Genomic DNA, 12,400 nt, shown 5'->3' with positions numbered 1-12,400 from the left:
CACGCGCATTGCTGCGCGTGGGGTCTCAGTTCTGCCGGCGTGGCCGGCCGCCTTGATGAAACTCAGGCGGTCACGGTGTCTGCCACTTCCTTGAACTCTTCGATCTTGTCGAAGTTCAGGTACTGATAGATCTTGTCGCCGTTGGCGTTGATCACGCCGATGTCCGTCATGTACTCCTCCTTGGTCGGGATACGGCCAAGGCGCGAGCAGATTGCGGCGAGTTCGGCGGAGCCGAGGTACACGTTCGTGTTCTTGCCCAGACGGTTCGGGAAGTTACGCGTGCTCGTCGACATCACCGTTGCGCCTTCGCGTACCTGTGCCTGGTTGCCCATGCACAGCGAGCAGCCCGGGGACTCGGTACGAGCGCCAGCCTGGCCGAAGACGCCGTAGTGGCCTTCCTCGGTCAGTTGCTTCTGGTCCATCTTGGTCGGCGGAGCCACCCACAGCTTGACCGGAATGTCGCGCTTGCCTTCGAGCAGCTTCGACGCGGCGCGGAAGTGGCCGATGTTGGTCATGCAGCTGCCGATGAACACTTCGTCGATCTTGGCGCCGGCCACGTCGGACAGCGTCTTCACGTCGTCCGGGTCGTTCGGGCAGGCCACGATCGGCTCGTGCACGTCCGCGAGATCGATCTCGATCACGGCGGCGTACTCGGCGTCGGCATCCGGTGCCAGCAGTTCCGGCTTGGCCAGCCAGGCTTCCATCGCCTGAATACGGCGTTGCAGGCTGCGGGCATCTTCATAACCCTGCGCGATCATCCACTTCAGCAGCGTGATATTGCTGTTGATGTATTCGATGATCGGTTCCTTGTTCAGGCGCACCGAGCAACCGGCAGCCGAACGCTCGGCCGACGCGTCCGACAGTTCGAACGCTTGCTCAACCTTCAGATCAGGCAGACCTTCGATTTCCAGAATACGGCCCGAGAAGATGTTCGTCTTGCCCTGCTTGGCCACAGTCAGCAGGCCCGCCTTGATCGCGTACAGCGGAATGGCATTGACCAGATCGCGCAGCGTCACGCCGGGCTGCATCTTGCCCTTGAAGCGGACCAGCACCGACTCAGGCATGTCCAGCGGCATCACGCCGGTGGCAGCGGCAAAGGCCACCAGACCCGAACCTGCCGGGAAGCTGATGCCGATCGGGAAGCGCGTATGCGAATCGCCACCGGTGCCCACGGTATCGGGCAGCAGCATGCGGTTCAGCCACGAGTGAATCACGCCGTCGCCCGGACGCAGCGAAATACCGCCGCGCGTGCTCATGAACTTCGGCAGCGTGTGGTGCGTCTTCACGTCCACGGGCTTCGGATACGCCGAGGTGTGGCAGAACGACTGCATCACGAGGTCGGCGGAGAAGCCGAGGCAAGCCAGATCCTTCAGCTCGTCGCGCGTCATCGGGCCGGTGGTGTCCTGCGAACCCACCGAAGTCATCTTCGGCTCGCAGTAGGTACCCGGACGGACGCCCTGGCCTTCAGCCAGACCCACCGCGCGGCCAACCATCTTCTGCGCCAGCGTGAAGCCCTTGCCCGAGTCAACCGGGTTCTGCGGCAGACGGAACAGCGTGGACGGTGCCAGGCCCAGCGCTTCACGCGCCTTGGCGGTCAGGCCGCGGCCGATGATCAGCGGAATGCGGCCACCGGCACGCACTTCGTCAAACAGCACGTCGGACTTGACCTTGAATTCGGAGATCACCTGACCGTTCTTCAGCGCCTTGCCGTCGTACGGACGCAGTTCGACCACGTCGCCCATTTCCATCTGCGACACGTCGAGTTCGATCGGCAGTGCGCCGGCGTCTTCCATCGTGTTGTAGAAGATCGGGGCAATCTTGTTGCCCAGGCACACGCCACCAAAGCGCTTGTTCGGCACGAACGGAATGTCTTCGCCCGTGAACCACAGCACCGAGTTGGTAGCCGACTTGCGGCTCGAACCCGTACCGACCACGTCACCGACGTAGGCGACCAGGTTGCCCTTGTTTTTCAGGTCTTCGATGAACTTGATCGGACCGCGCTTGCCGTCTTCTTCCGGCGTGATGCCGGGACGCGCGTTCTTCAGCATCGCCAGCGCGTGCATCGGAATGTCGGGGCGCGAGAACGCGTCCGGCGCCGGCGACAGATCGTCGGTGTTGGTTTCGCCCGTCACCTTGAACACGGTGATGGTCAGGCTTTCCGGCACGGCGGGACGGTTCGTGAACCACTCGGCGTCGGCCCAGCTCTTGATCACGGCAACCGCGTTGGCGTTGCCCTTGTCCGCCTTTTCCTTGACGTCGTGGAACGCGTCGAACATCAGCAGCGTGGTCTTCAGGCCGTTCGCGGCCACGGCACCCACTTCGGCGTCGTCGAGCAACTCGATCAGCGGCGAGATGTTGTAACCGCCGAGCATCGTGCCCAGCAGTTCGGTAGCGCGTGCGCGCGTGATCAGCGGCGTCTTCTCGGTGCCGAGCGCGACGGCGGCCAGGTACGAGGCCTTGACCTTGGCGGCGTCATCGACGCCAGCAGGCACGCGGTGGGTAATCAGATCCAGCAGGGTCTGCTCTTCGCCAGCCGGCGGATTCTTGATCAGTTCGATCAGGTCGGCGGTCTGCTGCGCGGTCAGCGGCAGCGGAGGAATGCCAAGCGCGGCGCGTTCGGCGACATGGGCACGATAGTTATCAAGCATGGGAACCTGCTGGTAATAGGGTTTTCGGAAGCAACCCGGGTTGTTCAGGTGCGACTCGTTCTTCTCTGTCTCGTCGCAGCGATCGGCATAGCCGACCGTGCCGGCGTGATTGTAATCCGAAGTCCGACAGAGATCAAATGTCTTATATCTTATATAAGAGTATGCGCCGCCAAGCCTTGCCCAGACTAGGATCGTCGGCCGTTTCGACATGAAAAACGAAAACGACATCGCGGCGCCGTTGTTTTCGCGACACGCATGTCTTAAGTTCCGCTTCATTAATTCGTTAACCAGAGCATGCAGGGGCGCATGGCGTGCACAAGCCAGCGCCCAGCCATGCCCGATCGGCTCAAACGGCCAAGCTGAGCGGGTTTCCCCCTTTTTATCGGCCCTTTGCTTGTCTGCGATTCCGGAAGAATGGCAGGCAATTCGACACAGGCTTCTCATGGCGAACACGCTTTCCCCCTCCCAGACTGGCGGCAACTCCAGCAAGCGCGGTCGGCTGCTGCTGATTGGCGGCGGCGTGCTGGTGGCGGCATTGGGCGTTGGTGGCTTCGTGCTCGGCAGCGTCTTCGGTGGCAACCACGCACCGGCGGCTCCGGCCGCGCCGGTGATTCCGCCGCCGATCTTCGTGCCGCTGGACGCGTTCACCGTCAACCTCAAGAGCGAGGACGGCGACCGCTTCCTGCACACCGGTCTGTCGCTGAAGGTAGCGGACGGCGAAACGCAGGCGCGTCTCCAGCAGTACCAGCCGGAAGCGCGTAGCCGCATCCTGCTGATCCTGTCGGCACGTCAGCCAGCTGACCTCGCGACCGTGGAAGGCAAACGCAAGCTGGCGCAGGATATCCAGCAGGCGGTGAGCCAGCCGTTCGCGACGGGTCTGCCGGCGCAGAAGATCCTGGACGTCTTGTTTACATCGTTCGTGGTGCAATAAAGCAGCACCGCCCCGCGAACCCAAGCAATCGATATTCACATAGCCGTTCATGGGGCAGGACACTAGATGGCCTACGACAAGTTCCTCTCGCAGGACGAGGTTGACGAACTACTGAAAGGCGTCTCGGGTGAAACCGATACGCCCGAAGCCAGCAGCGCACCCGCGGCCGACGAGACCGGGATCCGTCCCTACAACCTCGCGACGCAGGAACGCATCGTCCGCGGCCGGCTGCACACGCTCGAGATCATCAACGAGCGTTTCGCGCGCTCGCTGCGCTCGGCGCTGTTCAACTTCATCCGCCGCGGCGCGGACATCTCGGTGGGCACCGTGCGCATCGAGAAGTACGGCGACTTCGTGCGCAACCTGCCGGTCCCGACCAACCTGAACCTGGTCCACATGAAGCCGCTGCGGGGCACCGCGCTCTTCGTGTACGACCCGAACCTGGTCTTCCTGGTCGTCGACAACCTGTTCGGCGGCGATGGCCGTTTCCACACGCGTGTGGAAGGCCGCGATTTCACGCAGACCGAGCAACGCATCATCCGGCGCATGCTGGATCTGACGCTCACCAGCTACGGACAGGCCTGGCGTACCGTGCATCCGATCGACCTCGAGTTCGTCCGGTCGGAAATGCACACCAAGTTCGCCAATATCGCGATCCCGACGGAAATCGTCGTGACCACCGCATTCCACATCGAGCTTGGCGCCGTGGGCGGCCAGCTCCATGTGTGCTTCCCGTATTCGATGATCGAGCCGGTCCGCGAACTGCTGACCAATCCGCTGCAGGACGAGGTCGAGGTCGACAAGCGCTGGCTCGGCCAGCTCTCCGACCAGCTGCGTGCGGCCGAGGTCGAGCTCGTGGCCGAATTCACCCATCTCGAAAGCACCGTGGGCGACGTGCTCGCGCTGCGCGCCGGCGACGTGCTGCCGATCGAACTGCCGGAGCAACTGTTCGGCAAGGTCGATGGCGTGCCCGTCATGCAATGCGGTTTTGGCACGATGAACGGCCAATACGCGTTGCGCGTAGAACGGATGATCAATTACCAAGACACCGATTCCAACAAGGAAACCGATCATGACTGACGGCAAAGAGGACAAGCCGGTCGATCCGATGGACGATTGGGCCAACGCCCTCGCGGAGCAGACCAGCGCCGAGGCAACACCTGCCGCCACGCCAGCACCCGTCGCGGCTGCGCCCGTGGCCACTCCGGCGGCAGCCACGGTATTTCCGCCGCTGGCGCAGGACGCTCCGACCGGCTTCCACAACGATATCGGGATGATTCTCGATATTCCGGTGCAGCTGACGGTTGAACTCGGCCGCACCAAGGTACCCATCAAGAACCTGCTGCAACTCGCGCAGGGTTCGGTGGTGGAACTGGACGGCCTGGCCGGCGAACCGATGGACGTGCTCGTCAACGGCTACCTGATCGCCCAGGGCGAAGTGGTGGTGGTCAACGACAAGTTCGGCATCCGCCTGACCGACATCATTACGCCGTCCGAACGTATCCGGAAGCTCAACAAATGACAGCCGCATCGCGCCGGCCGGCCGCGCGCCGCGTGCGCGCGGTGTTTGATCGGACCGTCGGCGCAATCCTCGCCACCGCTTCGGCGATGGTGAGCGCCGGCGCCCATGCCGCTGACGCGCTCGTGCTCAGCACGGCGAGCGCGGCCAGCAGCGTGGCCGCCAGCCCTGTCACCGGTGGCTCGACGGCAGCAGGCTCCGCCATCAGTGCCGGCGGCAGTCTCGCGCAGGCGGGCCTTGGCCTGTTCGGTGTCATCGCGCTGATCCTCGCGATTGCGTGGATCGCGCGGCGTACCGGACTGGTGCGTCACGTCAGCGGTGGCGCGATGAAGGTCGTCGCCAGCCTGTCGCTGGGCGCGCGCCAGCGCCTGCTGATGGTCGAAGTCGGCGATACGTGGATCGTGCTCGGCGTGTCCGCCGGCGAGATCCGCCCGCTCCACACCATGCCAGCGGATCGCAGCCTGGCCGGACAGCCCTCACCCTACCCTGGTGCGCAGCCATCGCAGACACCCGGCACTTTCGCCGAACGCCTGCTGCGGTCGATGCAGGAAAACCTGAAGAAGTCATGAACAACGTGCGTGCCGCGATGACGCGGCGCTTGCCCACGGCGGGGGGATACGCGCTGGTCGCGTCCCTCGCACTGCTCTCGCTCGCGCTGCTTTCGCCCACCTTCGCGCAGGCGCAGGGGCTGCCGGGCGTCATCAGCAAGCCCGCGCCGGGCGGTGGCCAGATCTGGTCGCTGTCGATCCAGACGCTGGTGCTGATGACGTCGCTGTCGTTCCTGCCGGCGGCCATGCTGATGATGACCGGCTTCACGCGCATCATCATCGTGCTGGGCCTGCTGCGCAACGCGCTCGGTACCGCATCGTCACCGCCCAACCAGGTGCTGGTCGGCCTGTCGCTGTTCCTGACGTTCTTTGTGATGTCGCCGGTGTTCGACAAGATCTACACCGACGCCTACAAGCCGCTCTCCGAGAACCGCATGAGCCTCGAGGACGCCGCCGGCAAGGCTGCCGCGCCGCTGCGCGCGTTCATGCTGCGCCAGACCCGCGAGAAAGACCTCGCGATGTTCGCGCAGATGGCCAAGGCTCCCGAAATGCAGGGTCCGGAGGACGTGCCGATGTCGATCCTCGTGCCGGCTTTCGTGACCAGCGAACTCAAGACGGCGTTCCAGATCGGCTTCACGATCTTTATTCCGTTCCTGATCATCGACCTCGTCGTCGCCAGCGTGCTGATGGCGATGGGGATGATGATGGTGCCACCCGCCACGATCTCATTGCCGTTCAAGCTGATGCTGTTCGTGCTCGTCGATGGCTGGCAGTTGCTGCTCGGCTCGCTCGCGCAGAGCTTCATGAACTGATCGGGAGCCATCATGACGCCAGAAACAGTAATGACCTTCGCCACCCAGGCGATGAAGATGACGCTGCTGCTGTCCGCGCCGCTGCTGCTGGTGGCGCTGGTGGCCGGTCTCGCCGTGAGTCTGTTCCAGGCCGCGACGCAGATCAACGAAATGACGCTGACGTTCATTCCCAAGCTGATCGCGCTGTTCATCACGATGGTGCTGGTCGGTCCGTGGATGATCAATACCTACGTCGACTACATGCGGGAAGTGTTCCAGAGCATTCCCGCGATGGCACGCTGAGCAGCCGTTCATGCTCGACGTCTCCACCGACCAGCTCTATGGCTGGATCGCCGCGTTCCTGTGGCCGATGTTCAGGCTGCTTGGCCTGATCGCCGCGGCACCGCTGTTCAGTGAGTCGAGCATTCCGCGCCGCGCCAAGGTTGGGCTGGCCGCCGCGCTGGCGGCCATCGTGTCGCCGACCCTCTCCAATATCCCCGTCGTCCCCGCGTACTCCTACGAAGGCCTGCTGATCATCCTCAACGAGGTCGGCATCGGTATCGCGATGGGTTTCACCATGCGGCTGGTGTTCGCGGCGGTGCAGGTGGCCGGCGAATTTACCGGCCTGCAGATGGGCCTGTCCTTCGCCTCGTTCTACGACCGAAACGCCGGCGGCCAGACCATGGTGGTGTCGCGCTTCCTGAACCTCGTGGCGATGCTGATGTTTCTGGCGATGGACGGTCACCTGACCATGCTCGCGACCGTGGTTGACAGCTTCAACGGCCTGCCGATCGCCGCCACGCCACTCTCCGGCCACGGCTGGGGCGCGCTCGCGCGCGCGGGCTCGATGGTCTTTGCCTGGGGCACATTACTCTCGCTGCCGCTGATCGCGGCGCTGCTGACGCTGAACCTGGCCCTGGGTATCCTGAACCGCGCCTCGCCGCAGTTGTCGGTCTACGCGGTCGGCTTCCCGATCACGCTGGCCGGCGGCATGCTCGTGCTGATGCTCGTCATGCCGCAATTGGGCGCCTACATGCAGCACCTGATCGAGGCTGGCCTGCAGACCATGAACAACATCCTCGTACAGTTCGCCAACTAGTCGAAAGATCGCGCGAACGAAACCACGCGGCACGGCTGCGCGGACAGAGTCTGCGCAGGCCGAGACGGCCCCCACAGCACCACAGTTTGGCTAGTATTCACCACGCGATTTAAGCGATCCCCTAGCTGTGTTTCCTAGGAGAAATCCTATGATTGGGGCCGCTGATTCCTCCCCCGCTGCGCTGGATACTAGAACGTCATGATCAAGGTTATCGTTGCCGACGACCATCCGGTGGTTCTGGATGGCATTTGCCGCGCACTGGCGCAGGGCAATGGCATCGAGATCGTTGGCCAGGCCGGCAACTCCACCGGGCTGATGCGCCTGCTCGACAACACCGCGTGCGACATCATCGTGACCGACTACGCGATGCCGGGCGGCCAGTACGGCGATGGGCTGCCGATGCTGCAGATGCTGCGCCGCCGCTATCCGACCACCCGCATCGTGGTCATGACGATGCTCGACAATCCCGCGCTGATCCGCAATATCTGGAAGATCGGCGTGTCGTCGATCATCAACAAGGCTGACGAGGTCGAACAATTGTTTCCGGCCATTCGCGCGGCGTTCCGCGGCCAGCATTACGTGACGCCGCTGGTGCAGTCGATGCTGTCGCTCGCCCATCCGGACCGGCCCGAGCCGGGCCCGCGCCTGAGCCGCCGCGAACTCGAGGTGCTGCGGCGCTGTGCCCAGGGCATTCCGCTCGTGGAGATTGCGCGCGTGGCCAATCGCAGCGCCAAGACTATCAGCGCGCAGAAAAGCGTGGCTATGAAGAAGCTCGGCCTCAGCAACGACTATGAACTCTACGAGTACGCCAAGTCCAGCGGGCTGCTCGGCGACGCCGACTGATCAGAGCTCGTCCTCGATCGGCAGCAGCCGCAGCATATTGACGCCGATATGCTGGAACACACTCATGCCGGGCTCCTTGTCCACGGTCACCACGGCACCCTTCTCGCGCGTCGTCCAGGTCAGGCTTTCGACGCCGTTCTCATCCTTCTTCAGCTCGACCTTGTAGGCCACATCGCCGAGCGACTTGTCCATGTTGTCCGCAAAGCGCTGGGCCAGCGTGGGACTGTCCACCACCACGCCCATTTCCGTATTGAGCCGGAGCGAACGCGGGTCCAGATTCAACGAGCCGATGTAGAGCCGCTGCCGGTCCACCATATAAGCCTTCGCATGCAGGCTCGCGCGTGAGGACGCGAACATGCGCGGCTTCTTGGTGGTGCGCGTGAGGTCCGCGAACGCGGTGGCCTTGAGTTCGTATAACTCCACGCCGGCGCGCAGCAACGCCTTGCGCTGCGGGGCATAGCCCGCGTGCACCGCAGCCACGTCGGTGGCCTCGAACGAGTTGGTCAGCACACGGATATGGACGCCGCGCTTCACCTGCGCCGCGAACCACTTGATGCCGTCGTCATCGACCACGAAGTAAGGGGACACCAGCACGAGGTCCGACTGCGCCTGCTCGAGCAGTTTGCGCAACTGCGGCCCGCCATGCGATGACGAATCGTCGGGATCGTCCCGGATCTTGTCGGGCTTGTCGGCGATGACCGTGGCACTGCCCACGTAACCGGGCAGGCGACCCGCTTCGATCCCCTTGGCCAGCCCCGAGTCCAGCAGCTCCTGCACATACGGGCTCGCGCGCGCCGCTTCGCCCTCGGCCTGAATCTGCTTGCGCATCGCGCGCATCTCCGCCGGGGCTTCCTTGCCTTCGGGCACAAGCGTTGCCACTGGGTAGGCGCTCGGGTCGTTCCAGTACTCGTCGAAGGTGGCCGACACCGCGGGCACCACCGGGCCGGCGACCATCACGTCGAGATCGGAAAAGTCGACGTCAGGCCGCGCGGAGAAGTAGGCATCGCCGATATTGCGGCCGCCGACGATCGTCACCAGGTTGTCGATCGTCATCTGCTTGTTATGCATGCGGCGATTGAGCCGGCTGTAGTCGACCAGCATCTGCAGCCAGCGCCCGCCGCGCTGGGCGAACGGATTGAACAACCGGATCTCGATGTTCGGGTGCGAGTCGAGCGCGGCCCAGACCGTATCGGACTTGTCGGTATGCAGGTCATCGACCAGGATGCGCACGCGCACCCCGCGGTCCGCCGCGTCGATGATGTCGCCGATCAGTGCCTTGCCGGTGTGATCGGCGTCGAAGATGTAGTACTGCAGGTCGAGCGACTTCGTGGCCGCCCGCGCCAACGCCAGACGCGCGGCGAGCGCGTCGGGCCCGGTGCCCAGCGGATAGAAGATCGACTGCCCGGGATTGCGGGCGAGCCGCGGGGCCAGCGTCTTGCCGAGCGCTGTGTCGGCGGTGTCGGTAATGGCAGCGGTCGGCGTGCGGCCCTCGTTGGCGGGCAAACTGGCACAGCCCGGCAACAGCGCGGCCAGCACCGTGGCCGCCAGCAATACACCGATCCACGACCGCCAGAACCGTGACGCCATGATGCGCTCTCCCTCGACACCTGCCTGTGATCCGCTGTTCGGGCCACGTCGCATGCGTGGCTAAACGAACACTACACCGGCACGTGACTTTGCGGAATCATCCAGCGTCTGACACGGGCGATTCAGTCTTTTGGGCACAACGGCGGTAGTAAGCACGCACAATCTTCTGCGCGACGGGCAGGCGCGAGCCGATCGGCACCGGAAAACGGACCACCGCGTCGTAGCGGACGGCATCGAACGGGTCGAACACCACGCGTGGCTCGAACTGGGACAGATCGACAAAGCGCATGTCGCCGTAGCGGCGCAGCTCGCGGCCCGCCTCGTCCATGAATGCCGCGCACGCCTCGCGCGCCGCGTCGAGCAGATCGGCTTCCACCGTATCCGGGTCGACGCCAACGGGCAGCGGAATGCGAACCATGTCGAGCGCATAGCCGCCCGCTTTGGAGTGATTGCGCACGGCGGTGGTCAGCAGCATGCTGTTGGGCACCTGCACCGTGAAACCAGTGTACTGGCGCGCGGGGGCCACCTCGACGAGCGTCGTGGACAGCACGTCCATATCGATGACCTCGCCCGAGAATGGGCCGATCTCGACCAGATCGCCCAGCTGGAACGGGCGCGAGACCATGCGCATGAACGCGCCCAGGAAACACATCACGAGTTCCTTGCCGACCAGCAGCATGGCCGCCGCAAACGCCGCCAGCGAGATCGCGACGCTCTTGAGCTCCGACACCCAGATGCCAAGCAGCAGCAGGAACATGATGGCCGCCACGACGTTCCGCGTGGCGACGGTCCAGGCGCGGTAGCTACCGCGATTGTCGGCCTGCAGTCGCGCCTGGAAGAAGCGGTTGACCAGCTTCATGATCAGCGAGCCCACGAGCACGATGATCGCGCTCGTTACGATGTTGACCAGAATGCTGTCGTTCGCATTGAAATGCATGGGTGAAGAAATGGTGGTGGGCCTGCACCGCAGTTTACCCCGCTCGTGCCGATCGCCCGGGCTGGCCATGCGAGCGCTACATCATCACATCTTTCGCGTATCGGTGATTTAAGCGGGTATTTGTTCGCGCTACGGTCCTACTCTCCAACGCCAATCTGATGGGAGTTTTCCGTGGACCTGCTGATGCTGATGCTCGCTGCCACTTACGCGCAACCTTCCCCGGGATCACACGATTCGCAGCGGGCGAACATCCAGTCATGCATGAAGGCGCTGACGAATCCTGCAAACGGCCGCACGCTTGCCGAGCGCTGTGCCACCCACGTCGACGATCCCATCGCGTCATACGCCGCAGCCCGTACATGCGCCCGGCGATTGCCGCCCCCCTTCACCACGGCTGGAGCTCGTACGCGACGGCACGCCGATGCTTGCGCGGTTCGCGTGCAGTTGATCATCGCGCTCTATCGGCTGCTCACCCACAACAATTGGGATATGGACGCTTTCGGCGCGCGCATCGAGCGCATCAGTCTCGGCCACTCATCGAATTTGCATGGCAAGTGGACGCAAGGCTTTGAGTCCGCCGTTCTCGACCATGCTCGCAGCGGTGGTGAGTCGTGGCTGCTCCAGCTCAATCATGCGTTTCGCTATGCTGCGTTGGTGGCGGCCGGCCTGCATGTGTCCGTTCCCGGTGCGGCGCCCTCACGGGCCTCCGCTACCCCGACCACCGCGCCGACCACCACAACCGTTTCGACGCCTCCTGCCGCGCCGTTGCCGATTTGGCCGTTCAATGCGCCACGCGACTACGGCCATACCGTACGAGGACCTCGGCAAATGCATGGCGTGAGACCACTTGTGGTCAATGCGGATGGCACGCATGTGCCCTTGACGAACATTCAGTTCGAGCTCATCCACTTCGAGGAGGACGAAGCGCAGGAATGGCAGATGCGTGCATCGCCTCGCGACTGGCGCGCCGTCGCGGCCGTGGCAACGCGTTGGCAAGAGCGCTACGCCCAGGCAGAGGCCGATGCCGCGCTGCCAGCCAACGTACGCAACATCGCTCGCGCGGCACGCTGGCATGCATACATCGTGCGAGAACAGATCGCGGTTCATGACCCCAGCGAGGTCTACATTCACTTCACCCGCGATGGGGCGTCCATCGCCATTCTCCGGGCGACAGTCAGTGAAGATCCAGACGCTGATAACACATCAAGAGATTCAATCATCGAAGATATTCTGATCGCCCCAGAGTACGCGCTCGCCTTACCGGATCAAGCACGCCTGGTCGATATCGACAGTTTCGCGATTCAGACCTACCTGGATTCCGCGTATCAGGACCGACACCGCACCGTGACGATACCAGCCATCAGCATCGCGGACGCGATGCTGGCTTATCGCAACGGCTTCACATTGCAGCCAGACGCTACGGACGTACCGGATCAAGCGCCCGCGGTAAAGCGAGCTCGACACGATGACGAGCTCTAGCCCGGCGCTCGCGTGCCA

Annotated in this window: 12 protein-coding genes; 9 read left to right on the top strand and 3 right to left on the bottom strand. The window is 63.7% G+C overall.

The genetic code is table 11. The annotated features are described in order from the left end of the window. Window positions 1-62 precede the first annotated feature (62 nt). Window positions 63-2,648: a bifunctional aconitate hydratase 2/2-methylisocitrate dehydratase gene (locus tag LDO41_RS29980; RefSeq protein ID WP_223994874.1), complete on the bottom strand. Its 2,586-nt coding sequence runs from the start codon at window positions 2,646-2,648 to the stop codon at window positions 63-65. Between the two features lie 442 nt (window positions 2,649-3,090). Between LDO41_RS29980 and fliL the strand changes: the two genes are divergently transcribed. The 8 genes from fliL (at window position 3,091) to LDO41_RS29940 (ending at window position 8,379) form a co-directional block, all read left to right on the top strand. Continuing rightward, window positions 3,091-3,579, top strand: a complete 489-nt coding sequence (gene fliL, locus LDO41_RS29975; protein WP_223994872.1) for a flagellar basal body-associated protein FliL — start codon at window positions 3,091-3,093, stop codon at window positions 3,577-3,579. 66 nt (window positions 3,580-3,645) lie between these two features. Beyond that, window positions 3,646-4,659, top strand: a complete 1,014-nt coding sequence (gene fliM, locus LDO41_RS29970; protein WP_223994870.1) for a flagellar motor switch protein FliM — start codon at window positions 3,646-3,648, stop codon at window positions 4,657-4,659. Further along, a complete protein-coding gene (fliN, locus tag LDO41_RS29965) occupies window positions 4,652-5,101 on the top strand; it encodes a flagellar motor switch protein FliN (RefSeq protein ID WP_223994868.1) in 450 nt (149 codons plus the stop codon). Before fliM ends, fliN begins: the two co-directional genes overlap by 8 nt. After that, window positions 5,098-5,667 carry a flagellar biosynthetic protein FliO gene (fliO, locus tag LDO41_RS29960; RefSeq protein ID WP_318036307.1) on the top strand — a complete coding sequence of 190 codons (570 nt, stop codon included), beginning with the start codon at window positions 5,098-5,100 and terminating at the stop codon, window positions 5,665-5,667. Before fliN ends, fliO begins: the two co-directional genes overlap by 4 nt. A gap of 17 nt (window positions 5,668-5,684) precedes the next feature. Further along, entirely contained in the window at window positions 5,685-6,458 is a 774-nt protein-coding gene (gene fliP / locus LDO41_RS29955) for a flagellar type III secretion system pore protein FliP (RefSeq protein WP_223994935.1), read from the top strand. A 12-nt stretch (window positions 6,459-6,470) separates the two neighbouring features. Further along, entirely contained in the window at window positions 6,471-6,740 is a 270-nt protein-coding gene (gene fliQ / locus LDO41_RS29950) for a flagellar biosynthesis protein FliQ (protein WP_223994866.1), read from the top strand. Window positions 6,741-6,750: 10 nt separating this feature from the next. Continuing rightward, a complete protein-coding gene (fliR, locus tag LDO41_RS29945) occupies window positions 6,751-7,536 on the top strand; it encodes a flagellar biosynthetic protein FliR (RefSeq protein ID WP_223994865.1) in 786 nt (261 codons plus the stop codon). A 198-nt stretch (window positions 7,537-7,734) separates the two neighbouring features. Beyond that, a complete protein-coding gene (locus tag LDO41_RS29940) occupies window positions 7,735-8,379 on the top strand; it encodes a response regulator transcription factor (protein WP_223994864.1) in 645 nt (214 codons plus the stop codon). Here the strand turns inward: LDO41_RS29940 and LDO41_RS29935 are convergent, their stop codons facing one another. After that, window positions 8,380-9,966, bottom strand: coding sequence for a phospholipase D family protein (locus LDO41_RS29935; RefSeq protein WP_223994863.1), 1,587 nt, complete (start codon window positions 9,964-9,966; stop codon window positions 8,380-8,382). It abuts the gene before it with no gap. A gap of 97 nt (window positions 9,967-10,063) precedes the next feature. Further along, the gene (locus LDO41_RS29930; protein WP_223994862.1) at window positions 10,064-10,903 is read right to left on the bottom strand and encodes a mechanosensitive ion channel domain-containing protein; all 840 of its coding nucleotides are present in this window, start codon (window positions 10,901-10,903) and stop codon (window positions 10,064-10,066) included. A 171-nt stretch (window positions 10,904-11,074) separates the two neighbouring features. Between LDO41_RS29930 and LDO41_RS29925 the strand changes: the two genes are divergently transcribed. Beyond that, complete coding sequence (locus LDO41_RS29925) at window positions 11,075-12,382, top strand: hypothetical protein (protein ID WP_223994861.1); 1,308 nt, start codon at window positions 11,075-11,077, stop codon at window positions 12,380-12,382. Window positions 12,383-12,400: the final 18 nt, after the last annotated feature.

The sequence above is a fragment of the Cupriavidus pampae genome, assembly GCF_914271485.1.
GTDB classification, from domain to species: domain Bacteria; phylum Pseudomonadota; class Gammaproteobacteria; order Burkholderiales; family Burkholderiaceae; genus Cupriavidus; species Cupriavidus pampae.
This window is presented reverse-complemented; position numbering and strand designations above follow the sequence as displayed.

Excerpts from the sequence above, each read along its gene's own strand:
- LDO41_RS29980 (WP_223994874.1), bottom strand. The coding sequence starts at position 2,648 with ATGCTTGATAACTATCGTGCCCATGTCGCCGAACGCGCCGCGCTTGGC.
- fliL (WP_223994872.1), top strand. The coding sequence starts at position 3,091 with ATGGCGAACACGCTTTCCCCCTCCCAGACTGGCGGCAACTCCAGCAAG.
- fliM (WP_223994870.1), top strand. The coding sequence starts at position 3,646 with ATGGCCTACGACAAGTTCCTCTCGCAGGACGAGGTTGACGAACTACTG.
- fliN (WP_223994868.1), top strand. The coding sequence starts at position 4,652 with ATGACTGACGGCAAAGAGGACAAGCCGGTCGATCCGATGGACGATTGG.
- fliO (WP_318036307.1), top strand. The coding sequence starts at position 5,098 with ATGACAGCCGCATCGCGCCGGCCGGCCGCGCGCCGCGTGCGCGCGGTG.
- fliP (WP_223994935.1), top strand. The coding sequence starts at position 5,685 with ATGACGCGGCGCTTGCCCACGGCGGGGGGATACGCGCTGGTCGCGTCC.
- fliQ (WP_223994866.1), top strand. The coding sequence starts at position 6,471 with ATGACGCCAGAAACAGTAATGACCTTCGCCACCCAGGCGATGAAGATG.
- fliR (WP_223994865.1), top strand. The coding sequence starts at position 6,751 with ATGCTCGACGTCTCCACCGACCAGCTCTATGGCTGGATCGCCGCGTTC.
- LDO41_RS29940 (WP_223994864.1), top strand. The coding sequence starts at position 7,735 with ATGATCAAGGTTATCGTTGCCGACGACCATCCGGTGGTTCTGGATGGC.
- LDO41_RS29935 (WP_223994863.1), bottom strand. The coding sequence starts at position 9,966 with ATGGCGTCACGGTTCTGGCGGTCGTGGATCGGTGTATTGCTGGCGGCC.
- LDO41_RS29930 (WP_223994862.1), bottom strand. The coding sequence starts at position 10,903 with ATGCATTTCAATGCGAACGACAGCATTCTGGTCAACATCGTAACGAGC.